Source organism: Microbacterium festucae (assembly GCF_025421715.1).
In the GTDB taxonomy this organism is placed as follows: domain Bacteria; phylum Actinomycetota; class Actinomycetes; order Actinomycetales; family Microbacteriaceae; genus Microbacterium; species Microbacterium festucae.
Window position 1 is genome coordinate 243,116 of record NZ_JAOEFC010000001.1, and the last position, 22,636, is coordinate 265,751.

Annotated in this window: 22 protein-coding genes; 7 read left to right on the forward strand and 15 right to left on the reverse strand. The window is 72.1% G+C overall.

Annotated features, from left to right (window positions below; genetic code table 11):
* Positions 1 to 21 precede the first annotated feature (21 nt).
* From N3K63_RS01065 to N3K63_RS01095, 7 genes are all read left to right on the forward strand, one after another.
* Positions 22 to 972, forward strand: a complete 951-nt coding sequence (locus N3K63_RS01065; RefSeq protein WP_261578114.1) for a carbohydrate ABC transporter permease — start codon at positions 22 to 24, stop codon at positions 970 to 972.
* Positions 969 to 1,847, forward strand: coding sequence for a carbohydrate ABC transporter permease (locus tag N3K63_RS01070; protein WP_261578115.1), 879 nt, complete (start codon positions 969 to 971; stop codon positions 1,845 to 1,847). The genes N3K63_RS01065 and N3K63_RS01070 overlap by 4 nt, the downstream gene beginning before the upstream one ends.
* The gene (locus tag N3K63_RS01075) at positions 1,844 to 4,363 is read left to right on the forward strand and encodes a glycoside hydrolase family 2 protein (RefSeq protein ID WP_261578116.1); all 2,520 of its coding nucleotides are present in this window, start codon (positions 1,844 to 1,846) and stop codon (positions 4,361 to 4,363) included. Before N3K63_RS01070 ends, N3K63_RS01075 begins: the two co-directional genes overlap by 4 nt.
* Positions 4,360 to 5,319, forward strand: a complete 960-nt coding sequence (locus N3K63_RS01080) for a glycoside hydrolase family 113 (protein WP_390894904.1) — start codon at positions 4,360 to 4,362, stop codon at positions 5,317 to 5,319. The genes N3K63_RS01075 and N3K63_RS01080 overlap by 4 nt, the downstream gene beginning before the upstream one ends.
* Entirely contained in the window at positions 5,316 to 6,245 is a 930-nt protein-coding gene (locus tag N3K63_RS01085; RefSeq protein WP_261578117.1) for an N-acetylglucosamine kinase, read from the forward strand. The genes N3K63_RS01080 and N3K63_RS01085 overlap by 4 nt, the downstream gene beginning before the upstream one ends.
* An 88-nt stretch (positions 6,246 to 6,333) precedes the next feature.
* Positions 6,334 to 6,786, forward strand: a complete 453-nt coding sequence (locus N3K63_RS01090; RefSeq protein ID WP_261578118.1) for a GNAT family N-acetyltransferase — start codon at positions 6,334 to 6,336, stop codon at positions 6,784 to 6,786.
* Between the two features lie 497 nt (positions 6,787 to 7,283).
* Entirely contained in the window at positions 7,284 to 8,120 is an 837-nt protein-coding gene (locus tag N3K63_RS01095; protein WP_261578119.1) for a type IV toxin-antitoxin system AbiEi family antitoxin domain-containing protein, read from the forward strand.
* Between the two features lie 486 nt (positions 8,121 to 8,606).
* Here N3K63_RS01095 and N3K63_RS01100 read toward each other — a convergent pair whose 3' ends face one another.
* The 15 genes from N3K63_RS01100 to N3K63_RS01170 all read right to left on the reverse strand — a co-directional run bounded on the left by N3K63_RS01100 (position 8,607) and on the right by N3K63_RS01170 (position 22,605).
* Complete coding sequence (locus tag N3K63_RS01100; protein WP_261578120.1) at positions 8,607 to 10,415, reverse strand: ABC transporter ATP-binding protein; 1,809 nt, start codon at positions 10,413 to 10,415, stop codon at positions 8,607 to 8,609.
* The gene (locus N3K63_RS01105) at positions 10,412 to 12,262 is read right to left on the reverse strand and encodes an ABC transporter ATP-binding protein (protein WP_261578121.1); all 1,851 of its coding nucleotides are present in this window, start codon (positions 12,260 to 12,262) and stop codon (positions 10,412 to 10,414) included. Before N3K63_RS01105 ends, N3K63_RS01100 begins: the two co-directional genes overlap by 4 nt.
* Before the next feature lie 379 nt (positions 12,263 to 12,641).
* On the reverse strand, positions 12,642 to 13,148 hold the full coding sequence (locus N3K63_RS01110) for a methylated-DNA--[protein]-cysteine S-methyltransferase (protein WP_261578122.1): 507 nt from the start codon (positions 13,146 to 13,148) through the stop codon (positions 12,642 to 12,644).
* Complete coding sequence (locus N3K63_RS01115) at positions 13,145 to 14,827, reverse strand: DNA-3-methyladenine glycosylase 2 family protein (RefSeq protein WP_261578123.1); 1,683 nt, start codon at positions 14,825 to 14,827, stop codon at positions 13,145 to 13,147. Before N3K63_RS01115 ends, N3K63_RS01110 begins: the two co-directional genes overlap by 4 nt.
* Positions 14,828 to 15,019: 192 nt before the next feature.
* Positions 15,020 to 15,718 (reverse strand): hypothetical protein, encoded by a 699-nt coding sequence (locus N3K63_RS01120; protein ID WP_261578124.1) that lies wholly within the window; start codon positions 15,716 to 15,718, stop codon positions 15,020 to 15,022.
* The gene (locus N3K63_RS01125; protein WP_261578125.1) at positions 15,715 to 16,545 is read right to left on the reverse strand and encodes a hypothetical protein; all 831 of its coding nucleotides are present in this window, start codon (positions 16,543 to 16,545) and stop codon (positions 15,715 to 15,717) included. The genes N3K63_RS01120 and N3K63_RS01125 overlap by 4 nt, the downstream gene beginning before the upstream one ends.
* A gap of 22 nt (positions 16,546 to 16,567) precedes the next feature.
* Positions 16,568 to 17,212 carry a hypothetical protein gene (locus tag N3K63_RS01130; protein ID WP_261578126.1) on the reverse strand — a complete coding sequence of 215 codons (645 nt, stop codon included), beginning with the start codon at positions 17,210 to 17,212 and terminating at the stop codon, positions 16,568 to 16,570.
* Positions 17,209 to 18,438, reverse strand: a complete 1,230-nt coding sequence (locus N3K63_RS01135; protein ID WP_261578127.1) for a hypothetical protein — start codon at positions 18,436 to 18,438, stop codon at positions 17,209 to 17,211. Before N3K63_RS01135 ends, N3K63_RS01130 begins: the two co-directional genes overlap by 4 nt.
* 52 nt (positions 18,439 to 18,490) lie before the next feature.
* Positions 18,491 to 18,829 carry a hypothetical protein gene (locus N3K63_RS01140; protein WP_261578128.1) on the reverse strand — a complete coding sequence of 113 codons (339 nt, stop codon included), beginning with the start codon at positions 18,827 to 18,829 and terminating at the stop codon, positions 18,491 to 18,493.
* A 69-nt stretch (positions 18,830 to 18,898) separates the two neighbouring features.
* Positions 18,899 to 19,186, reverse strand: coding sequence for a WXG100 family type VII secretion target (locus N3K63_RS01145; protein ID WP_261578129.1), 288 nt, complete (start codon positions 19,184 to 19,186; stop codon positions 18,899 to 18,901).
* A 179-nt stretch (positions 19,187 to 19,365) separates the two neighbouring features.
* Positions 19,366 to 19,653, reverse strand: a complete 288-nt coding sequence (locus N3K63_RS01150) for a WXG100 family type VII secretion target (protein ID WP_261578129.1) — start codon at positions 19,651 to 19,653, stop codon at positions 19,366 to 19,368.
* A gap of 150 nt (positions 19,654 to 19,803) precedes the next feature.
* The gene (locus N3K63_RS01155; RefSeq protein WP_261578130.1) at positions 19,804 to 20,424 is read right to left on the reverse strand and encodes a hypothetical protein; all 621 of its coding nucleotides are present in this window, start codon (positions 20,422 to 20,424) and stop codon (positions 19,804 to 19,806) included.
* Positions 20,421 to 21,005, reverse strand: coding sequence for a hypothetical protein (locus N3K63_RS01160; protein ID WP_261578131.1), 585 nt, complete (start codon positions 21,003 to 21,005; stop codon positions 20,421 to 20,423). The genes N3K63_RS01155 and N3K63_RS01160 overlap by 4 nt, the downstream gene beginning before the upstream one ends.
* The gene (locus N3K63_RS01165; RefSeq protein ID WP_261578132.1) at positions 21,002 to 22,291 is read right to left on the reverse strand and encodes a hypothetical protein; all 1,290 of its coding nucleotides are present in this window, start codon (positions 22,289 to 22,291) and stop codon (positions 21,002 to 21,004) included. The genes N3K63_RS01160 and N3K63_RS01165 overlap by 4 nt, the downstream gene beginning before the upstream one ends.
* On the reverse strand, positions 22,288 to 22,605 hold the full coding sequence (locus N3K63_RS01170) for a hypothetical protein (RefSeq protein ID WP_261578133.1): 318 nt from the start codon (positions 22,603 to 22,605) through the stop codon (positions 22,288 to 22,290). Before N3K63_RS01170 ends, N3K63_RS01165 begins: the two co-directional genes overlap by 4 nt.
* Positions 22,606 to 22,636 lie beyond the last annotated feature (31 nt).

Below are 22,636 nucleotides of genomic sequence, written 5' to 3' on the forward strand. Positions count from 1 at the left end.
CCGCCGAAAGGACGACAGACGATGGCGATCACGGCACCCGGCTCCGCTCCCGCGGGCGCCCCTGCCGTCCTCTCGGCACCGGCACGTGCCGGCCGCTCGGCGGGTCAGCGCACGCTGCAGGCCCTCACCCCGTGGCTGTTCCTGGCCGCCGCGGTGGGGCTGCTCCTGCTGTTCACGTACTGGCCCGCACTGAACCTCTTCTACTTCTCCGTGACCGACTGGGACGGCATCGACCTGGAGAAGAACTTCGTCGGGCTCGACAACTACGTCGAGGTCTTCACCGACCCGCGCATCTTCAGCGTCTTCGGCGTGAGCCTCTACTACTTCCTGGGCTCGTTCGCGCAGATGGCGATCGCCCTGTACTTCGCGACGCTGCTGAGCTTCTCGACCCGCTTCCAGAACCTCTTCCGCGGCATCCTCTTCTTCCCCTACCTCATCAACGGCGTCGCGATCGGCTTCGTCTTCCTCTACCTGTTCCAGCCCGGCGGCACGCTGGACTCGGTGCTGGCGTGGTTCGGCGTCACCGACCCGCCGCAGTGGCTGGGCGACCCGTCGATCGTGAACTGGTCGCTGGCCGGCACCTCGGTGTGGCGCTACACGGGCCTGAACTTCGTGCTGTTCCTCGGGGCGATCCAGTCGATCCCGCGCGAGCTGTACGAGGCGGCTGACCTCGACGGCGCCTCCAAGTGGCAGCAGTTCTGGGCGCTCATCTTCCCCGGCATCCGCCGCATCATCGGGCTGTCGTTCATCCTCGCCGTGGCCGGGGCGCTCAGCGTCTTCGAGATCCCGTTCATCATGACCGGCGGCGCGAACGGGTCGGCGACGTTCGTCATCCAGACCCTGCAGACCGCGTTCAGCTTCCGCCAGGTCGGTCTCGCCTCGGCGATGGCCGTGGTGCTGCTGGTGATCGTGCTGCTGGTGACGTGGGTGCAGCGCAAAGTCTTCCCCGACGAGAAGGTCGACCTGACATGACCACCACCGCCTCCGCCTCCCGCTCCGTGCAGCCGGGGATGACGCCGCTGCGGCGCCTGCGCGGCATGAGCGCCACCGCCGCGAAGTACACCAGTCTCGTGATCGGCGCCCTGTTCACGCTGCTGCCGCTGTCGGTCGTGCTGTTCGCGAGCCTGAAGACCAAGCAGGAGTACGGCTCGACGGGCCCGCTCACGCCCCCGTCGAACTGGGTCAACTTCGACAACTTCGTCACCGCGTGGAACAGCGGCAAGATGCTCGAGGGCTTCGTCAACACGACGATCGTCCTGGTCATCTCCCTCATCGGCACGATCTTCATCGGCACGATGGCCGCCTACGCCCTCGACCGGTTCGCGTTCCGCGGCAAGAAGCTCGTGATGGGGCTGTTCCTGGTGGCCACGCTGATCCCCAGCGTGACCAGCCAGGTCGCCACCTTCCAGCTGATCAACGCGATCGGCCTCTACGACACCAAGACCGCGCTGGTGCTGCTGTTCATGGGCACCGACATCATCGCGATCTACCTGTTCATCCAGTTCATGCAGTCGATCCCGGTCTCCCTCGACGAGGCGGCTATGATCGACGGCGCGAACCGCTGGACGATCTATTGGCGCGTCGTGCTGCCGTTGCTGAAGCCGGCCATCGCCACCGTCGTCATCATCAAGGGCATCGCGATCTACAACGAGTTCTATGCGCCGTTCCTCTATCTGCCCTCCGAGGGCCTCATCTCCACGTCCCTGTTCCGGTTCAAGGGACCGTTCGGGGCGCAGTGGGAGGTCATCGCCGCCGGCACGATCGTCGTGATCATCCCGACCCTCATCGCCTTCATCCTGCTGCAGCGGTGGATCTACCGCGGCCTGACCTCTGGAGCCGTCAAGTGACACTCTCCCCCCGTCCCCTCCACGACGGCTGGACCCTCCGCGCCGCCGGCGGCCCGGCGCCCGCCGAGATCGGCGCCGCCGGAGCGATCCCGGCTACCGTTCCCGGCAGCGTGCACGTCGACCTGCTGGCCGCGGGCCTCATCCCCGACCCGTTCCACGGCGTGAACGAGGCGGCGGTGGCGTGGGTGGGCCTGGTCGACTGGACCTACGAGACCACCTTCACGTGGGCGCCCGACGGCCACTCCTGCCACGACCTCGTCTTCGACGGCCTCGACACCGTCACCGAGATCCGGCTCAACGGCGCGCTGCTGGGGGCCACGGCCAACCAGCACCGCGGCTACCGCTTCGACGTCGGCGCGATCCTCGTCGAGGGCGAGAACACCGTCGAGCTGGCCTTCCGCGCGCCCATCCCCTACGCCAACGAGCAGAGCCTCGCCCTCGGCGTGCGCCCCCGCCCCTACCCGCTGCCCTACGACGCCATCCGCAAGTCGGCGTGCAGCTTCGGCTGGGACTGGGGCATCGCCACCTTCACCAGCGGCCCGTGGAAGCCGGTGCGGCTCGAGTCGTGGTCGGGCGCGCGCCTGGCCGAGGTGCGGGTGAGCGCGACGCCCGAGGGCGAGGGCGGCGCCGTGACGGCCGAGGTGCTTATCGAGCGTGACGGCGAGTCGGATGCCGCGACGACGGTGCGCCTGTCGGTCACCGGGCCGGGCGCACAGCCCGCCGGGTCGGCCACGGCGACCGTCGACGGCGACACCGCGCAGGTGCGGGTGGAGCTGCCCGTCGCCGAGCGGTGGTGGCCGGTCGGCTACGGCGACGCCACCCGCTACGGGGTCGACGTCGTGCTGGCCGACGCGGACGCCGACGCCCCGCTCGACACCGCGCACCGCAAGGTCGGCTTCCGCACCGTGCACTGGGACACCAGCGCCGACGAGGCCGGCAACGCCTTCACCCTCGTCGTCAACGATCAGCCCGTGTTCGTCAAGGGCGTCAACTGGATCCCCGACGACGCCCTGCCGGTGCGGGTCGACCGCGCGCGCATCGAGCGCCGGTTCCGCCAGGCCCTCGCCGCGAACCTCAACCTCGTGCGCGTGTGGGGCGGCGGACTCTACGAGTCCGACGACTTCTACGACCTCGCCGACGAGCTGGGACTGCTCACCTGGCAGGACTTCCTGTTCGCCTGCGCGGCCTACGCCGAGGAGGAGCCGCTGCGCTCCGAGATCGAGCAGGAAGCGCGCGAGAACATCGTGCGCCTGGCATCCCACCCCTCGCTCGTGCTGATGACCGGCAACAACGAGGCCCTCGAGGGCTTCGAGAACTGGGGCTGGAAGCGGCGGCTGGACGGCAAGACGTGGGGCGCGTTCTACTACTACGACCTGTTCCCGCGCCTGGTGGGCGAGCTCGCCCCGCACGTCACCTACATCCCGGGCAGCCCCTTCAGCCAGGGCATGGGCTGGGACCCGACCCCGACCGCCGACTCCCCCAGCGGCACGCAGACGGGGCCGCACCCGCTGGATGCCGGGTCGGGCACGGTGCACCTGTGGCGGCAGTGGAACGACCGCGATTGGACGACCTACCGCGAGCACACGCCGCGCTTCGTCGCCGAGTTCGGCTGGCAGGGCCCGCCCACCTGGTCGACGCTCACCGGCTCGCTCGACGACGCCCCGCTCACCCCCGAATCGCCCGGCATGATCGTGCACCAGAAGGCCGCCGAGGGGAACGTGAAGCTCACCAACGGGCTGCTGCCCCACTTCCGCCTGCCGGAGGACATGGAGACCTGGCACTGGGCCATGCAGCTCAACCAGGCCAACGCCGTCGGCGCCGCCCTCGACCACTTCCGCTCGTGGGCGCCGCACACGATGGGCGCGATCGTCTGGCAGCTCAACGACTGCTGGCCGGTCACCTCGTGGGCCGCCATCGACGGCGAGGAGCGGCCCAAGCCGCTGCTGCACGCCCTGCGCAACGCCTTCGCCCCGCGCGTGGTCACCGTGCAGCCGCGCGGCGACGGGCTGGCCGCCGTGCTCGGCAACGACACCGCGCAGGAGTGGTCGGGCCGGCTCGACCTGCACCGCCTCTCCTACGACGGCACCGCCCGGGCGGGCGTGTCGGTCGAGGTGACGGTGCCGGCGCGGTCGACGCTCGTCGTGCCGGTCGACCCCGCCGTCGCGGCGCCGGGCGAGGCGGCATCCGAACTGCTCGTGGCGGGCGTGGGGGCGGTGCGCGGCCTGTGGTTCTTCGCCGAGCCGCGCGACTCCGCCCTCGGCGCCGCCGAGCTCACCGTCGACACCCGCCCGGTCGAGGGCGGCACCGAGGTGACCGTCACCGCGGCCGCACTCGCACGCGACGTGACCCTGCTCGTCGACAAGCTCGACCCGGCCGCCCAGGCCGACGGCGGCCTGATCACGCTGCTGCCCGGCGAATCCGCGCGGGTCGTCGTGCGCCACGACGGCGCGCTCGACGCCGCGGGGCTCGCCGACCCCCGCGTGCTGCGCAGCGCCAACCAGCTGGTGACCCCATGACCGTGCTCGACGCCGCCGTCTGCGGGATGACCTGGGGCTGGACCGGCGTCCGCGGCACCTGGGCCACCCCCGCGGCGGCGTCGTCGATGCGCGCGATGGCCGAGCACGCCGTCACCTGGACCGCCCTGTCGTACGCCGCGGTGCAGGACACGGCGTTCTCCACCGAGATCCCGTTCGACCGGGCGCCCACGGTCACCGACGACGAGATCGTGTGGGCGATCCGCGAGGCGAAGGCGCTGGGGCTGAAGGTGTGCCTCAAGCCGGTCGTCAACGTGGCCGACGGCACCTGGCGCGCCCACATCGGCTTCTTCGACTGGGACGTGCCCGGCGAACCCAGCTGGACGCAGTGGTTCGCCTCGTACCGCGACTTCCTGCTGCACGCCGCGCGCCTGGCCGAAGCCGAGGGCTGCGAGATGCTGTGCATCGGATGCGAGATGGTGCGCGCCGACGGGCAGGAGGCGCACTGGCGGGCGCTCATCGCCGACATCCGCGAGGTCTACAGCGGCCTGCTCACCTACAACTGCGACAAGTACCAGGAGGACCGGGTCACCTGGTGGGACGCGGTCGACGTGGTCTCCTCGAGCGGCTACTACCCGATCGACCGGTGGGAGGAGAACCTCGACCGCATCCAGCGGGTGGTCGAGCACGCCCAGCGCCCCTTCGTCTTCCTCGAGGCCGGCTGCCCGTCGCGGGAGGGCTCACCCGCCCGCCCCAACGACTGGAGCCTTCCCGGCGCGCCCTCCGGCGCCGCCCAGCTGGCCTACTACGAGGCGATGTTCGACGCCTGCGCCCGGCGCGACTGGGTGGGCGGGTTCTTCCTGTGGGACTGGCCGCCGCACCTCTACGACGCCGCCGACGCGGCAGCCAACGACGACTACTGCCCGTTCGGCAAGCCCGCCGGCGAGTTCCTCCGCGAGACGTACGCGGCTCTGAGCACGAAGGAGACCCCGCGATGACCAGGAGTGTTCTCGCGATCGACGCGGGGCAGACCGGCATGAAGGTGCGGCTCGAGACCGGCGAGCACCGCGACGAGCTGCTGTTCCGCGGCATCGACACCCACGAGCCGCTGCTGCCCCAGCTCGCCGACGTCGTGCGCGCCTCGCTGGCGCGCACCGACGCCGCCCCCGAGATCGTCACGGCCGGCATCTCGGGGCTCACCGAGCGCGATGCGGATGCCGGGGCGCTGCTGTCGCTGGTGGCCGGCACCGGCATCCGCGAGGCCGCCCTCGCCCACGACTCCACGACCTCCTTCCTGGGCGCGCTCGGCGACCGGCACGGCGCCGTCGTCGCCTCCGGCACCGGGGTGGTCACCCTCGCCGTCGGCGCCCGCGAGATCGCGCGCGTCGACGGGTGGGGCTACATCATGGGCGACGCGGGCAGCGGGTACTGGATCGGGCGCGAGGCGCTCGACGCCGTGATGCGCGCCTACGACGGGCGCGGGCCCGCCACCGCCCTGACCGACGTGGTGCGCGACCTCTGGCCCGACCTGTCGCAGGCCTACATCGCGCTGCAGGGCGACGAGCAGCGCGTGCGCATCGTCGCCGGGTTCGCCGCTCCGGTGGCGCGCCTGGCCGGCGAGGGCGACCCGGTCGCCCTCGAGATCACCCGGCGCGCCGCGGTCGAGCTCGCCACCAGCGTCGCCACCGCGATCGGGCGGGTGCGCGGCGTCGAGGCCGAGACCTTCGCCGCCTGCGCGCTGGGCGGGGTCTTCCGCTCCGCGCCGCTGCGCGCCGCGTTCGCCGACGCGCTCACCGACGGCGGGCGGCGCACCGACGTCGAGATCGTCACGCCGCTGGGCGACGGGATCGACGGGGTGGTCGCCCTCACCGACCTCGCCGCGTCGCATCCGCTCACCGCCGCCGTGCACCGCGCCCTGGTGTGAGGCGGGCTGGGGGCTGAGGCTGGCGGGCTGGCGCGGGGTTGGGGAAATCCACGGCCCTGCCGAACGCGTCGGCCGCTAGCCTGGTGCCATGACCGAACTGCGCCTGGTGGAACTGTCGGCCGCGACGATCGTCGCGGTGAACGCGATGTCGCTCAAGCCGGGTCAGGAGCAGTTCCTGGCCCCCACGAGCTATGCCGTGGCCGGGGCCGTCACCGACCCGAAGACCTCGTGGCAGCGCGTCGTGCTCGACGCCAACGAGGTGGTCGGATTCGTGAGCGCCAACTTCGACCCCGACGCCACGCACGAGCACTTCCGGTCCGTGCTGTGGCGCATCAACGTCGACGCCGACGACCAGGGCCGCGGTGTCGGCCGCTTCGCGGTGGACGGGCTGCTCGAAGAGGCCCGCGCCCGCGGCTGGGACCACGTCCACGTCATCTACGAGGCGGGCGAGGAAGGCCCCGAGGCGTTCTTCCGCCGCGTCGGCTTCACCCCGGTCGGAGAGACCGAGTTCGGCGAGGTCATCGCCGAGATCCGCCTGTAGCGCGCTCCGCGGCCGCGGGGTTCGCGGCCCGAAACCACCGGATGCCGGGGCCCGAGGCCCCAGCATCCTCGGGTTCCAGCGTCCGCGGGTTCCGGCATCCGTGTGTTCCGGCATCCGCGGGCTCCGGCATCCGCGCGCATTTCGGAGGATGACGCCCACGTCGGACGATTCTGCCCGCATCCTCCGAAGCGCGTGCACCTCTCCGATCTCCGCACGCCGGCGGGGCCGGCCGCTCCCCGCACCACCGACGCGCTCGCACGTCGCCCCGGCATCCGAATCGGAGTTCGGCACGCTTCTCGGATGAGTCGGGCCAGATCCTCCGAATCGGATGCCGGTCCCCGAAAAGCGCCGCGTTCGCACGCGACCACCCGCTCCGCGCCACCTCCGCCCACCTCCGCCCACCTCGAGGTTCCTCACCAGCGCGTGCGCGAGGCGCATTGTCCACAGATGCTCGCCGCGCGCTGTCGCGCCAGCCGTCCGTGCGCGACGCTCTCACGATGGACGTCGCACAGTTCGTGGCCTCGCGGGGAGGGGTGGTGCACCGCGCCGAGGTGATCGAAGCGGGCGCGTCGCCGGGGCGCATTCGCGCGGCGGTGCTGAGCGGCGAGGTCGAACGACTACGGCGCTCGTGGCTCGCGACAGCCACCGCTCCCCCACTCTTGCGGACGGCGGCGACCGCCTCGGGCCGCCTCGCCTGCCTGAGCGCGGCACGCCATCGGGGCTGGTGGGTGCCACCGCAGGTCGAGGATCTTCCGCACCTCCACCTCCACCCGCACGCCGCGGTGCCGGCCGTGCCCGCCGTGCTGCACTGGACGATCCCGCTGGTGCCGAGCGGCCCGCGCGCCCTCGTCGAATCCGTGGTCGACACCCTCGAACACGTGGCGCGGTGTCAGCCGCGCGAGACCGCACTGGTGCTGTGGGAGTCTGCGCTCGCCCGCGAGGACATCTCGCTGCCGGTGCTGCGATCCATCGACTGGCGCTCGACGGCCGCGCGGATGCTGACCGCCGAGGTCACCGGCCGCATGGCATCCGGTCTCGAGAGCATCTTCGCCGCGCGACTGCGGCGATGGGGACTCGACGTGCGCGTGCAGGTGCTCCTGGCGGGGCACGAAGTGGACGCGCTGATCGGCGAGCGCCTCGTGGTGCAGCTCGACGGCTTCGCCTTCCACTCCTCCTCCGCCGACCGCACCCGAGACGTCGCGCACGACCGCGAGCTCGCCGCCCAGGGATACACGGTGCTCCGCTTCACCTATGCCGACGTGCTTCACCACTGGCCCCGCGTGCGCCGCGCCATCTCGCTCGCGATCGCGCAGGGCCGACACCTCGCCGCCTGACCTCTCGGCGTGGCCGCGGTCCGGGCCTGAGCCCTGGTGACGGGGCCCGGGGTCGGGCGCAAGCTCGGACTCGTGCTCGGGCTCGACCTCGTGCTTGGGCTCGACCTCGTGCTTGGGCTCGGCATCCAGATCGGAGATGCGCACCCAGATCGGAGCGATTCGGGAGAATTCTCCGATCTCGGTGCCCACCTCCGAATCGAGTGTGTGGCCGGCGGGGTTGGAGTGCGTCAGATGGGGTGTGCACCTCGGCATCCGCAGCGAGCCCCGCACCCAGCCCCGCGCCACACACCCAGCCCGGCGCCCCGCACCCAGCTCGGAGCCCCGCACCCAGATCGGAGCGGAGCGGGAGAATCCTCCGAACTGGGTGCCGAGCTCCGAGATCCGCGCACACCCGCGACCGTCGCGACGCCGCGGCCCGAACCCAGCGAAACCACCGGATGCCGGGGCCCGAGGCCCCGGCATCCGTGCTTCACGACGTTCTCGGCGTCAGACGAGCGACTCCTGCCACGCGCTGTGCAGCTGCGCGAACTTGCCGGTGCCGGCGATGAGCGCTTCGGGGCTGTCGTCCTCGATGATGCGGCCGTGCTCCATGACGAGCACGCGGTCGGCGATCGCGACGGTCGACAGGCGGTGGGCGATGATGATCGCGGTGCGGTCGGCGAGCAGGGTCTGCAGCGCCTCCTGCACCTGGCGCTCGCTGGGCATGTCGAGCGAGGCGGTCGCCTCGTCGAGGATGAGCACCGCCGGGTCTGCCAGGAAGGCCCGCGCGAACGAGATCAGCTGCCGCTGCCCCGCCGACACCCGCCCGCCGCGCTTGTTGACGTCGGTGGCGTATCCGTCGGGCAGCGCGCGGATGAACGCGTCGGCGCCCACCGCCCGCGCCGCCGCCTGGATCTGCTCCAGCGTCGCGTCGGGCTTGCCGAGCGCGATGTTGTCGGCGACGGTCCCGCTGAACAGGTACGCCTCCTGGGTGACCATGACGATCGCGCGCCGCAGGTCCTTCGGGTGCATGTCGCGCAGGTCGACGCCGTCGAGGGTCACCGCGCCGCGCGACGGGTCGTAGAACCGCGACACGAGCTTGGCGAGCGTCGACTTGCCGGCGCCCGTGGTGCCCACGAGGGCCACCGTCTGCCCCGCGGGCAGATCGAGCGAGAACCCGGGCAGGATGATGCGGTCGTCGCTGTAGCCGAAGGTGACGTCACGGAACTCGACGTGCCCCTTGGCCTCCCACAGGTCGACGGGCGTCTCGGGGTCGGGCACGGTGGGCTGCTCTTCGAGCACACCCGACACCTTCTCCAGGGCCGCCGTGGCCGCCTGGTACGAGTTCAGGAAGAACGCGACCTCCTGCAGCGGCGCGAAGAAGTTGCGCACGTACAGCACCACCGCCAGCGTCCCGAGCCCGATGACACCGTCGATCAGGCGCCAGCCCGCCCACAGCAGCACCAGCGACACCGCCACGGCCGAGACGACCATCAGCGCCGGCTCGAACGTGCCGAACAGCCGGATCGCGCGCATGTTGTTGTCGCGGTACTGGCTGGCGAGCTCACCGAACTCGTCGTCGTTGCGCTCCTCCTTGCGGAACGCCTTGACGGCGCGGATGCCGGTCATCGTCTCGACGAACTTGACGATCACCTTCGCGCTGACCACGCGCGACTCCCGGTAGACCACCTGCGAGCGCCGGTAGAACCAGCGCATGAGCAGGTACATCGGGATCGCCATGGCCAGCAGGATGACGCCCGACTCCCAGTCCAGCAGCACGAGCGCGACGAGGGTGAACGTGCAGTACAGGATGCCGGAGACGAGCTGGTTCAGCCCGCCGTCGAGCAGTTCGCGGATCGACTCGAGGTCGCTGGTCTGTCGCGAGATGATGCGGCCCGACGTGTACGACTCGTGGAACTCGAGGCTGAGACGCTGGGTGTGCAGGAAGATGCGGCGGCGCAGGTCGAACATGACCGCCTGGGTGAGGCGCGCCGAGATGACCGCGTACCACCCGATCATCGCCGCGCCCACCGCACCGGCGGCGAGGTAGACGACGGTGACCAGGATGCTGGGCATCCAGTCGGCGTCGTCGATCACGCGCGGCAGGGCGGTGTTGATGCCGTAGGCGATGAGCGCGGGCCCGGCGACCTGCGCGGCCGTCGAGATGACGAGCACGATCGCCGCGAGGGTGACCTGCCGCTTGAGGGGGCTGAGCAGCGACCCGAGCAGGCGCAGCGACCGGCGCCGGATCTCGCGGCTCTCGGCCTTCGTGTAATCGGTGCGGTCTTCACCGGTGGTGCCGACGAGGGTGCTCATCGGGTCACCTCCTTCGCGTCGGTGCGGCGGTCTCGGGCCGAGTCGTCGTCGCCGCGCGCTTCGCGTTCGGCGTCTTCCAGGCTCGAGATGACATGGCGGTAGTGGGCGCTCGTGCGCAGCAGCTCGGCGTGGGTGCCGACCGCGCTCACGCGGCCCGCCTCCAGCAGCGCCACCCGGTCGGCGAGCATCACCGTCGAGGGACGGTGGGCGACCACGAGAGTCGTCGTCTCGGCCATGACCTCGCGCAGCGCGTCTTCGACGAGGGCCTCGGTGTCGACGTCGAGCGCCGACAGCGGGTCGTCGAGAACGAGCACGGTGGGCCGCGCCGCGACGGCGCGCGCGAGCGCGAGCCGCTGACGCTGACCACCGGACAGGCTCAGCCCCTCCTCGCCGATGACGGTGTCGAGGCCCTCGGGCAGCTCTTCGACGAAGCCCGCCTGCGCCACCTGCAGCGCCTCGCGCAGCACGGCATCCGCTTCGGGGCTGCCCGGCGTGAGGTCTTCACGGCCGAGCAGCACGTTCTCGCGGACGGTCTGCGAGAACAGCGTCGAGTCTTCGAACGCCATGCCGACGTGGGTGCGCAGCTCCTTGAGGGTGAGCTCGCGCACGTCGACGCCGTCGATGGTGACCCGCCCGGCGGTGACGTCGTACAGGCGCGCCGGCAGGGTCGTGAGCGTCGTCTTGCCCGATCCCGTCAGGCCCACCAGGGCCATGGTCTCGCCCGGCTCGAGGCTCAGGTCGATGCCGTCGAGCAGGTCGCGCTCGTGCTCACCGGCATCCTGATAGCGGAAGTGCGCGCCCTCGAAGACGAGCCGGCCCTGCGGCGAGGCGATCGACGTCGGATGCGGCGGGTCGACGATCGTGTTCTCCTCGTCGAACACCTCGAAGATGCGGTCGGTGGCGGTGCGCGCGTCGAGCAGGAACGAGAAGAGGAACCCGAGGGACTCCATCGGCCAGCGCAGCACGGTGGCCATCGCGAAGAAGGCGAGCAGCCCCGCGACGTCGAGCTCGCCGATCTGCACCAGCACGATGCCCGCCAGCAGCGACAGCGCGAAGGCGATGTCGGGCAGGATGATCAGCCAGAACCAGATGAACCCGACGGCGCGCGCCTTGCTGATCTCGGTCTCGCGCAGCGTCTCGGCCTGGCGGGTGAACTTGTGCAGGGCGTGCTTGCCGCGGCCGAAGGCCTTGAGCACGCGGATGCCGTGGACGCTCTCTTCGACGGCGGTCGCGAGGTCGCCGGCCTGGTCCTGGCTCTGGCGGGCGAGCACGCCGTAGGTCTTCTCGAAGCGGTAGCCGGCGTACCACAGCGGTGCGCACGAGACGAGGAAGACGGTGCCGAGCACCCAGTGCCAGTTGAACAGCAGCACGGCGCCGACGACGATCGTGATCATGTTGACGACGAGCAGCACGAGGCCGAACGCCATCCAGCGGCGCACCATGCCGATGTCCTGCATCATGCGGGAGAGCAGCTGACCCGACTGCCAGCGGTCGTGGAAGGCGACAGGCAGTCGCTGCAGGCGCGCGTAGAAGCCGTGGCGCAGCTCGTACTCGACGCGCGTGGCGGGGCCGAGCACGAACCAGCGGCGCAGCCACACCATCGCGGCTTCGGCCAGGCCCAGCCCGAGGATGGCGACGACGCCCCACACGAGCACGGCGCGGTCGCCGGAGGCGATGGGTCCGGCGATGATCTGCTCGAGCACGAGCGGGATGGCCAGGGCGAGCAGGCTCGCCACGAGGGCGGAGGCGGCGCCCAGCAGCAGGCGCGGCAGGACGGGCCGGGCGTGCGGGAGGAGCCGGAGGAGGGCTTTGGCGGTGGAGAGGCGTTGCGGAGGATGGGTGTTCATGTGTGTGCCGTGTCGTATCTGTGTTCTGTGCTGTGCGGGATGTCTGTGCTGTGCGGGTGGCCGGAGGGCCGGTGCCGGCAGGAGGTGAGTGTCGTCGGAGCGGAGTCGTCGACATTAATCGAATCGGTTCGATGAGGTCGTGCGCAAGAGGGCGCGGAGGAAGGGGCCAGGATCGAGGCCCTGACGGAAGAACGCGGAAGAGGGGCTGGCTTATGCCGCCGCGGGCGAACCCGTCGCGTCGTCCCGTCGGACGTCTCCGATGGCGCGGAGGACGGTGGGCTTCGTGGTGTCGATGGCCTGTGACATGACTGCCTCCTCGGATCGGCGGACGGGACGATGCCGCGGCGTGCGCGACAGCCCACCAGCCTAAACCTGGGAATCAGCCGAAAGCAAGACTTTTCTGTTCGCGATCCAGCAGCGCGCGCTTGACGAGCTCTCCCCAGGCGAAGCCGCCGAGCGACCCGTCGCCGCGGAGCACCCGGTGGCACGGCACGAAGAGGGCGGGAGCGTTGCGCGCGCAGACCGACGCCGCGGCGCGCACCGCGCGCGGCGCACCGAGGGCGGCGGCGAACTCGGAGTAGCTCAGCGGCCGCCCCGGAGTGATGCGGCGCAGGGCCTCCCAACCCTGCAGCTGCATCGGCGTGCCGCGCTGGGCGACCTCGACGTCGTCGATGGCCGACACATCGCCCCCGTAGTAGGCCTCGGCCGCCGCGGCGGCGCGGGTGCGCCCCGGCACGACTTCGCTCGGGCGGTCGGCGGCGCGCAGGCGCTCGAGCAGATCGTCGAGCCGCACCGTCCACCCGCTGGCCAGCACGCGCTCGCGCTCGTCGACGAGCACCGAGAAGGGCCCGTCGGGCGTGTCGATGGTCTGGAAGGTCGCGGTCATGTCGTCTCCTGAGTGCCAGATGTCGGATCGGTGGGGCTGTAGTGAACGGGTGTGGTGTCCGAGGCGACACCAGCACCACGGGTCCGACGGATGGACCCCGAACGCGCCGGGGCCGGGGCCGCTGGGGCGGGGGCCTCGGCCGGGGCCGCTGGGGCGGAGGCCGGGGCAGCTGGATCCTCGGCCGGGGGCATGGGGGCCTCGGCCGGGGCCGGGGTCAGGGAGCGCCAGAGGTGGGCGGTGAGATAGCTGCGCCAGGGCGCGGTGCGGGCGGCCCACGCGTCGTAGCCCCGGGGATCGGCCGGGATGCCGGCACGTGCGGCTCCGGTGCGCACGGCGACGTCGCCGGGCAGGGTGATGTCGGGGTCGCCGAGCACCCGCATGCGCACGTAGTCGGCCGTCCACGGGCCGATGCCCGGGCGGGCCAGCAGCGCGGCGCGCTGGGCGGGGCCGTCGTCGCCGGAGGTCAGCGTGAGGCTGCCGTCGGCCAGGGCGGCGGCCGCGGCGGTGATCGCGCGGATGCGGGCGCCCGGCCCCCGCAGCACCTCGTGCCCATGCTCGGCGATCGCGTCCATCGTCGGGAAGAGGCGGTCGGTGCCCTCCACCTCGGGCACCTCCTCGCCCAGCGCCTCGGTGAGCCTGCTCAGCGCGGTGCGCGCCGAGGCGACCGAGATCTGCTGGCCGACCATGGCACGGATGAGCATCTCGTGCGGGTCGGCGGCGCCCGGCACGCGGATGCCGGGGACGCGGGCCACCAGGGGCGCGACCTCGGGATGGACGCGGAGCGCGGCGTCGATCGCGAGCGGGTCGGCGTCGAGGTCGAACAGCCGGCGCGCGCGAGCGACGAGGGTGCCGAGGTCGGCCAGCCGGGTCAGGTGGGCGCGCAGTCGCAGGCGTCCGGCGCGGTCGCGGCGCAGCTCGAACCAGACCGGACCGCCCGGCAGGCGCAGCGCCCGCGCGAAGCTCGTCGCGGTGGCCACCTCGACGCCGGGCACCGCGCGCACCGTCATCCAGCCGAACAGGCCCTCGAGGTCGAGCGGCTCGCGGTAGGGCAGCACGAGGTCGATCGCGCCGGGCGCCTGGCCGCCCACTCCGGCGGCGGGCCGGCGGGCGCGGAGGGCGCCGGGGGTGAGCCCGAACACCTCCTGCACGGTGTCGTTGAACTGGCGCACGCTGGCGAACCCGGCCGAGAAGGCGACATCGGATGCCGTCAGGTCGGTGCCCACCAGCAGCATGCGCGCGGTGTGGGCGCGCTGGGCGCGCGCGAGGGCGAGGGGGCCGGCGCCGAGCTCGGCGGTGAGGATGCGACCCAGGTGCCGCGGCGAGTAGCCCAGGCGGGCAGCGAGCCCCGGCACGCCCTCACGCTCGACGACGCCGTCGGCGATGAGCCGCATGGCGCGCCCGGCGACGTCGCCGCGCAGGTTCCACTCCGGCGAGCCCGGTGCCGCTTCGGGCAGGCAGCGCTTGCACGCGCGGTAGCCGGCCTCGTGCGCCGCGGCGCTGGTGGGGTAGAACGTGACGTTCGCGGGCTTGGGGGTGCGCGCGGGGCACGAGGGCCGGCAGTAGATGCCCGTCGAGCGCACGGCGGTGACGAACTGCCCGTCGAAGCGCGCGTCGCGCGCGTCGATCGCACGGTAGCGCTCGTCGAAGGTCATCGACGCGGCGGGCAGCACGGTGGACATGCCCCCAGCCTGCCACCGTTCACGGCACCCGGCTGGCGGGAATCGGACACGGCGGTGGCGGCCTCCGCCAGCGCCCCGCCGGCGCCCACCCGGCCGCCACGGCGCGCTCCGTCGGCCCGCGCCGCTCACGACGACGTCGCACCGCCACCGCCCGCGGCTCAGAGCGCGGCTCAGGCCAGCCCGGCGACAGGCTCAGGCGCGCGCGTCCGCGTCGTCGTCGGCAGACACCCACGCCAGCGACGACACGCACAGGTCGAACAGCGCGCGCATCTGCAGCAGCGGCGGGTCGTCGGCGGGCACATCGACGGGGCGGGTGATCACGAGGGTCAGCTGCAGCGCCCGGCGCCGGCCGCTGCCGGGAATGGGCGAGAGGTAGACGACGGTGGTCAGCAGCGCCGACTCGCCGTCGATGTGCTGCTCGCTCTCGCGCTCGGCGCGCAGGATGCGCTTGTCGCCCAGCAGCGGCGTCGCCCCGTCGCGCACGATCGACGCGCGCACGTGGTCGTCGAGCGTGGCGCCGGGCTCGGCGCGCAGCACGCGGGCGGTGAGCGAGGCGGGGAGCACGAGAGCGCCGGGGCTCTCGTCGGTGTCGGGGAGGAACATCGCCACGGCACCCACGGCGTCGAGCTGCGCGAAGGCCTCCGCCAGGAGCACCCGCATGCGGGCGTAGAGGTCGGGGCGGTGCACCTCCATGAGACGGGCGCGCATCGCAGCATCCATGCGGGTGCGCTCGTCGGCGGTGACGGGGCGTCGGGTCCAGCCGGGCGGCAGCACGAGCGTGAAGTCGGGGTCGCGCGGGGCGCCGAGCGCGTCGCGCAGGCTGACGCGGCTGGGGGTCCCGGCCGTGCCGGCGGCGCCCAGGTCGGTGGCGGGAGACGGCGTGTCGGTCATGTCGCTCCGGGGTGGGTCGCGTCGAGGGTGAACAGCGTGCCGAGGTCGGCCGCGGTGGCGCGGGCGCGGAGGTCGTCGTCGATGAGACCGCGCTCGGCGAGGATCTGCAGGGCGTCGTCGCGGTCGCCGCGGATGGCGACGCGCTCGTCGTGGGTGAGGCCGGCCACGAGGATGCGGGCCCGGTCGCCGTCGGAGACGGTGGGCGCTGCGGGCAGCGGCGCCGGCACGGGCTCGTCGGGCGCCGCGCGGCGGCGCAGCACGATGCCCAGCGCCAGGAGGCCGCCGAGGACGATCGTCGCCCACACCGGGATCATCCAGGCACCGAGCGGGTAGTCGTCGCGGGCTGCGACGTTGGGCAGTCCGAACGCGGCGAACCCGGCGAGCACGGCATTGGCGCCGGCGAGCACCGCAAGCGGAAGCGAGTAGCGCGCGCCCCCACGCAGCCACCCGATGGCGAGGATCAGCTGGGTCAGCGCGGCGACGGTGAAGCAGATGCCCGAGATCGGCACGGCCAGCTCGGCGGGGAAGGGTTCGGCGGTGGGCGCCACATAGGCCGGCGCGTCGCCGTAGATCGCCACGCCGATGGCCGGGGCCAGCAGCAGCAGGATGCCGACGGCCACGAGCGCGACGCCACCGAGGCGCCGGGCGGGGGTGCGCCGGCCGGCGGTGCGCAGCACCGAGGCGAGCGAGGCCCCGTCGGCGCCGAACGAGGCGACGATGTCGGGATGGGCCTGGAAGGCGACGCTCTCGAGTCGTCCGAGGCGGGGGGCGTTGGCGAGCGACTGGTCGCGCGCCCACGTGCGGGCATCCGGATAGGGCAGGCTCATGACGCTGTCACCCTAGCAATGCTCACGCGGTCGCCCACTGGTCGGCGGGCGCGGCGCCGAGGATGCCGGCGGGTTCGGCGCGGAAACGCTCCCCCGCCGGGCCCTCGAGCACGAGCGACTGCACGAAGCCGTGGATGGCGGGCATGAGGATCGCGAGGAGTTCGGGCAGCGTCGGCTCCACCGACACGGCGACCACGCGGGTGCCGCTGCGGAACACGAACTCCGCGCCGACCACGGTCGCCCCGGCGACGGTGCCGACGACGGGCACGTGCACGCCCGGGCCGAGGCCCTCGCTGTCGTAGGGCACCGCGTCACCGGTGCGCACGTCGGCGAGGTCGCCGGCGGCCGGGGCGGGGACGACGAGGGTCCCCTCGGCCGTGTCGGTGTCTCCCACGGCGGCGTGGACGATCAGGCAGAGCGCCGCGTTGGTCGGCCAGAGCTGGAAGGCGAGGGCGTCCTCGTCGCGCCGGCGCGCGAGCGCCGCCCCGAGCATGGCGGGGATGACGTGGTCGTGCTCGGGCTGCCAGGTGTGCGCCCACGCGTCGCGGAGCGCACCCGCCTGGGCGTCGACCCACGCACGGCGCGACGCCTCGGAGTCGGTGCGGGGCAGCAGCAGCCACCCGGGTTCGTCACTGGAGCCGGTGAGGGTCCACCCCGCCGCGCTCACAGCACTGCTCCCACCCAGGGCATGGTGCCGCTGGGGCCGGATCCCTTGTTGCCGGTCCACGTGGCGATGTTGTCGCCCACCTTCCACGAGCCCGACACGACCGTGTAGGCGAACTGCCATGCCGCCGACAGCGTGGTGGTGCGGCAGAAGCCGTTGGCGCCGCCGCTCATCGCGGTGATCATGCCCTCCAGCCCGGAGGTGTCCTTGCCGAACAGCAGCCGGGTCATGACGTCGCCGACACCGGCGGGGTTGCTCATGGTGAGGAACTCGCGCGTGCCGGCGAGGAAGCCGCGGGCGCCCCCGCCGGAGAACGCGCTCACCAGCGAGAGCGTGCGCCCCTGGCCGATGGCGGCGCTCCACGTGCTGGGCTTGAACGCGCTGAACATGTCACCGAGGAAGGCGATGCGCCCGGCGGACCCCTGGAAGAGCTTGCCGGCGCTGCCGAAGGGAATCGCCCCCACGATCGCCAGCGCCAGATCTGTGCCGGAGGCGTCTTGCCGGATGAACTGGTAGAGGGTCAGCGCGAGGGTGAGCACACCCACGACCGCGCCGATGAGGGCGACGATGGGGCCGCCGATGATGATGGCGGCGATGCCGACGATGAGGCCGACGACCTGCAGCACCGAGACCGCGGTCGCGATGAAGCCGTCGAGGTCGTCCCACGGGCTGTCTTCGATCGCGCCGTCGAGCACGTCGCCGATGCCGGCCACGGCGGTGTCGAAGGCGTCTTCCCAGGTGTCGACGCGGCGGTCAAACTCGCGCGCCTCCGCCTCCCAGTCGCCCCGCAGGTCTTCCTTGCGGTCGTCCTCCTCCTGCGCCTGCTCGGCGGCATCCGGGTCGGTGGGGACGATCAGTCGCCCGCCGACGTGCCCGGGGGCCCGCTCGAAGTCGCGCCATGCCTGGGCGCAGGCGTCGACGGCGGCCTGGATGAGCGGCTGCGAGCTCCCGACGGCGTGGCCGTAGGTGACGAGCACGGCACCGGTCGGCTCGTACAGCCGGCCTGCGCGCCGCAGCTCTTCGTAGGTGTCGCCGACGATCTCGCGCACCTTGTCGATCGCCTTGCCCCGCTGCTGCGGGTCGTCGACGAGGTCTTCCAGCACGTCGGCGCTGGAGACCATCTGCCGACCGATCGACTGGATGCGCGAGCCCCGTCGGCGGATCGTGGCGCCGTCGCCGTCGAGCCCGGTGATCGCGCGGCCACGCGGCGAGGGGGGCATCATCGTCATCGCTGGTTCCTCACAGTTCGCACCGTCTTGTCGCCTCTCACAGGTCCCGCCGCTACACCGGGGTCGGCCTGGTCGCGTCGCTGAGCCCCGAGGCGTCGACGTCCATCTGGGCGCCGGTCTCGGCATCCCAGTCGGCGAAGCCGTCGAGCACGCCCTCGACGTGCTCGTGGATGCTGGTGATGTCGCGCACCAGGTCGCTGCGGCGGTTGTCCCACCGCGACTCGAAGTCGCCGGCGCGGTCGCGCAGCGCGCCGTGACCGTAGGGCGAGCCGATCGCGGCCCGCAGCTCGTCGGCGAGGCCCCGGGCGTCTTCGAGTTCCTCGATGATGCGCCCGAGCCGGTCGCTCGTGCGGCGCAGCGTCGCGTAGTTGATCCACACCGCGTCAGCCACGGCCCCTCCTCAGGTCAGGGAAAAGCGGGGCGGGCGTCTCCGCCCGCCCCGCCGCGAGTCATCGTGTGATCAGCCGCCGGCGAGCTGCTGGTCGAGGTCCTGGATCGCGCGCATCATGCCCAGCAGAGCCTCGGACATGTCGTTGATGCCGTCGACCGCGTTCTTCAGACCCGTGGTCAGCTCCGAGTAGCCCTCGCCGAACTTGCCCGACGCGTGCTGCGTCTTGAAGTCGTCGCCCAGCAGGGTGTCCACCTGGCTCTTCAGCGTGTCCAGCTGACCCTGAATGTCATCACGAGCCTGCGACAGCGACGACGCCACCTGCTCCATCTCACCGTAAGACGCACCGAAATCGGCCATCATCAACTCCCTCGAGTCTTGGATTCCGACCCACCCCGGGCCGACACCCTTACGCTAACGGCATCTCGCCGCGATCGCCTATGGGGAGTGGTCCCCACTTCTCCCACCACCCGGTCGCGGGCACGCGAGAAGGGGCCGACCGTCTCGGTCGACCCCTTCTCGGAAGGTTGCGGGGCGGATCAGCCGCCGGCGAGCTGCTGGTCGAGGTCCTGGATCGCGCGCATCATGCCCAGCAGAGCCTCGGACATGTCGTTGATGCCGTCGACCGCGTTCTTCAGACCCGTGGTCAGCTCCGAGTAGCCCTCGCCGAACTTGCCCGACGCGTGCTGCGTCTTGAAGTCGTCGCCCAGCAGGGTGTCCACCTGGCTCTTCAGCGTGTCCAGCTGACCCTGAATGTCATCACGAGCCTGCGACAGCGACGACGCCACCTGCTCCATCTCACCGTAAGACGCACCGAAATCGGCCATCATCAACTCCCTCGAGTCTTGGATTCCGACCCACCCCGGGCCGCTGAGAAGAGTCAACCCGATGTCCCCGCAAACGCCAATGGGGAGGGGTCCTCCTTGACACGGCGCCGCCCGAGTGGGTACGGCGGGTCGGGCTCGGCCCGTCCGGGGTCAGACGGTCTGCGGAGCGGGCGCCCAGTCGAGGCCCAGCGCCATGGCGTCGTAGAGCACCCGGGTGGCCGCGCGTGCCGGGGCGTCGTCGGCTTCGCCCGCCAGAGCGACCCGCGTGCCGGTGAGCAGCACCGCCTCGCGCAGGTCGGCGCCGGGCACGGGGATCAGGTAGTTGTACTGCTCCGAGACGGTGCCGGCCATCTCGTCGGTGCCGGCGGTCGTGGTCGACCACGCGAGCACCGTGCGCCCCTCGTCGAGGAACTCCGACGTGCCGCTGCGGATCTTGCTCACCGCCCAGGTCTTGAGGGGATGACCGGCGACGTCGCCCACGACCGACACGATGAGCGAGAGCGGCAGCGCCGTCCCGGTCGGCGGGTCGAGCGGGAGCACGGCGTACAGCCCGCCGGTCTCGCGGAGGCGGGAGACCCACGTGCGCAGCATCCCCGACAGGTAGGCGTCGAGCTCGGGGCGGTGGGACTGCATCAGCACCCTGCGCATGCGCGCCGAGAACGCCCTCATGTGCTCGTCGTCGAGCGGGACGACCTCCCATCCGCCGGGCACGAGCATGCGCATCGTCCCTGCGGTGGGCGTGCCGAGCAGCTCGTGGCGCAGTGAGGTCATGCGGCTCCCGTTCGCTCGCGTCGGATGACGGAGATGTCGGATGCCAGCGCGTCGAATAGCTCCATCCCGGAGCCGAGCATACCGAGGTCCGCCGAGGTGATCGCGGTCTCGACGAACACGCCCGACGCCAGGAACTGGTAGCGCAGCTGCCCGATCATCGCGCCGCCGTCGAGGGCGCCGGCCGAGGAGATCACCCGCCCCTCCCCCAGGTGCGGCGACGTGAACGGCCGCACCCGCTGCGGCAGGGCGACGCGTTCGGTCGCGTCGATGTCGTCCAGCGTGCGCGCGTCCACGTCGACGATGAAGACCTCGACCAGGGCGTCACCGGGCAGGCCCCGCGGGCAGAACAGGAACGCGGCGAACGCGTCGCCCGACAGCAGGGAGACCTGGCCGGCGACCCGTGTGCGCACGCCGTCCCCGTCGCCGCTCCATGCCGCCGCGTGGTTCCACCGTTCGGTCGTCTCCGCCACCCATGCCGCCCGCGCGGCCGCGTCGCCGGAGCGCGCGTCGACGGGCACCTCGAGGAAGTGCGTGCCGTCGAACGGGATGTCGACCTGCCACTGCGGGGGCGCGGGGCTCACCCGAGGCTCCAGTCGCCGGTCGCGAGGCCCGTGACCGCCTTGACCGGGTTGTCGAGGAAGTTCGCGACCTGGTTGCCCACGCCGCCGACGTCGTCCATGAGACCGGCCAGGGCGCTGCCGTCGGCACTGCCCGACAGGAACTGCGCCAGGTTCTGCTGGGCCTTGTTCGACAGCCCGCCCGCGGCATCGGCGAAGTGCGCGCCGGCCGCGCCGTCGAAGCCCTGCATGAGCCGGTGGAAGGCGCTGGGGAGGCTCTGGTTGTCGCCGAAGAACTGGCGCAGCACGCGGGAGCCGTGCTGGTTGACCGCCCCGCCGGCGTGGAAGACGTCGGCGGTGAGGCCGCTGTTGAGCACCCCGGAGAGGGCGCGACTGCCCGAGCGTCCGCCGAGGCCGACCATGTCGACGGCCATGCCGCCGAGACCGCTGAGCCCGGCCATCGCCCGGCCGCCCAGCCCGCTGGCCGCCGCGACGCCCTTGAACGCCGAGAACGCCTTGCCGAACGGGAAGACGCCCACCGCGGCCCAGAAGATGTCGCCGCCGTCGGCACGCCCTCCCGCCGCCAGCAGCAGGGTGACCCCGAGCGACGCGAGGCCGATGAGCGCGGCCGCCAGGATGAAGGGTCCGCCGATGATGCAGGCGGCGATCGCGAAGACGAACCCGGCGATCATGAGCACGAACGCGAGGGCTTCCAGCGCGGGGAGGATGTTGTCGAGCCAGCCGTCCTCGACACCGTTGTCGTTGGCGTCCTCGAGTCCGTTGACCGCGGCATCGTACGCGCTGTCCCACGAGGTGTAGTGCGGGTCGTAGAGGCGCGCCTCGTCCTCCCACGCCGAGACGGCCGCGTCGAAGGCGCTCTGCGCCGCGGCGGTGTCCTCTCCCGCCGACTCCGCCTCTTCGAGTGTCTGCGAGGTCTGCCGCACCGTCGCCCACAGCGACTCGCAGGTGTCGACGATGGTCGCGATCGGCTGCTGCACCTCGCCGAGCGCCTTGCCGTAGGCCTCGAGGACGGTGCCGCTGGGCGCGTACCGCACGCCCGCCTTCTTCAGGTCGGAGTGGACGTCCTCGGCGGACTCGCGGAGCTTGTCGATCGACAGTCCCTTGCCCACGGTGCCGGAGGCGATCTGGTTGAGCGTGTTGGCCGCCTCCTGCATCCGCGTGCCGAGATCGGCCATCGCGCGGCCGCGGCTCTCGATGTCGCTCGCGTTGCCGGCGATGGTGCGCAGGTCGCGCCCACCGGGCGTGTCGAGCATCTCGCGGCGCTGGTACTGCGGGCCGTTGACCGTCATCCGTCGTTCCCGTCCTGCACCTCGCTCGCCGTGGCGAGCTCGCGGTCGAGGTCCTGCCACGCCTCGCGCGTGCCGCTCACGCGCTCGAGCAGGTCGGCCAGGTGCTCTTGCAGCGTCTTGCGCTTGTCGTCCCAGGCCTCTTCGAAGCGCTGCGCTTCGGCGCGGAGCGTGCCGCGTCCCAACGGGCTGCCGATGGCCGATTCGAGGGCTTCGCTGTTGCCGGTGGCGGCCTCGAACTCGGCGATCGTGTCCTTGATCGCCCGCTCGAGATCGCTCATGCTCCGCATGGGGATGTCGATGTCGTCATACGCCATCTGCTGTCGCTCCTTCCGGCTGCGGTCGGGG

Excerpts from the sequence above, each read along its gene's own strand:
- N3K63_RS01085 (WP_261578117.1), top strand. The coding sequence starts at position 5,316 with ATGACCAGGAGTGTTCTCGCGATCGACGCGGGGCAGACCGGCATGAAG.
- N3K63_RS01165 (WP_261578132.1), bottom strand. The coding sequence starts at position 22,291 with ATGACGGTCAACGGCCCGCAGTACCAGCGCCGCGAGATGCTCGACACG.
- N3K63_RS01065 (WP_261578114.1), top strand. The coding sequence starts at position 22 with ATGGCGATCACGGCACCCGGCTCCGCTCCCGCGGGCGCCCCTGCCGTC.
- N3K63_RS01095 (WP_261578119.1), top strand. The coding sequence starts at position 7,284 with ATGGACGTCGCACAGTTCGTGGCCTCGCGGGGAGGGGTGGTGCACCGC.
- N3K63_RS01105 (WP_261578121.1), bottom strand. The coding sequence starts at position 12,262 with ATGAACACCCATCCTCCGCAACGCCTCTCCACCGCCAAAGCCCTCCTC.
- N3K63_RS01145 (WP_261578129.1), bottom strand. The coding sequence starts at position 19,186 with ATGGCCGATTTCGGTGCGTCTTACGGTGAGATGGAGCAGGTGGCGTCG.
- N3K63_RS01125 (WP_261578125.1), bottom strand. The coding sequence starts at position 16,545 with ATGAGCCTGCCCTATCCGGATGCCCGCACGTGGGCGCGCGACCAGTCG.
- N3K63_RS01110 (WP_261578122.1), bottom strand. The coding sequence starts at position 13,148 with ATGACCGCGACCTTCCAGACCATCGACACGCCCGACGGGCCCTTCTCG.
- N3K63_RS01115 (WP_261578123.1), bottom strand. The coding sequence starts at position 14,827 with ATGTCCACCGTGCTGCCCGCCGCGTCGATGACCTTCGACGAGCGCTAC.
- N3K63_RS01155 (WP_261578130.1), bottom strand. The coding sequence starts at position 20,424 with ATGACCTCACTGCGCCACGAGCTGCTCGGCACGCCCACCGCAGGGACG.
- N3K63_RS01135 (WP_261578127.1), bottom strand. The coding sequence starts at position 18,438 with ATGACGATGATGCCCCCCTCGCCGCGTGGCCGCGCGATCACCGGGCTC.
- N3K63_RS01070 (WP_261578115.1), top strand. The coding sequence starts at position 969 with ATGACCACCACCGCCTCCGCCTCCCGCTCCGTGCAGCCGGGGATGACG.
- N3K63_RS01080 (WP_390894904.1), top strand. The coding sequence starts at position 4,360 with ATGACCGTGCTCGACGCCGCCGTCTGCGGGATGACCTGGGGCTGGACC.
- N3K63_RS01170 (WP_261578133.1), bottom strand. The coding sequence starts at position 22,605 with ATGGCGTATGACGACATCGACATCCCCATGCGGAGCATGAGCGATCTC.
- N3K63_RS01090 (WP_261578118.1), top strand. The coding sequence starts at position 6,334 with ATGACCGAACTGCGCCTGGTGGAACTGTCGGCCGCGACGATCGTCGCG.
- N3K63_RS01150 (WP_261578129.1), bottom strand. The coding sequence starts at position 19,653 with ATGGCCGATTTCGGTGCGTCTTACGGTGAGATGGAGCAGGTGGCGTCG.
- N3K63_RS01100 (WP_261578120.1), bottom strand. The coding sequence starts at position 10,415 with ATGAGCACCCTCGTCGGCACCACCGGTGAAGACCGCACCGATTACACG.
- N3K63_RS01120 (WP_261578124.1), bottom strand. The coding sequence starts at position 15,718 with ATGACCGACACGCCGTCTCCCGCCACCGACCTGGGCGCCGCCGGCACG.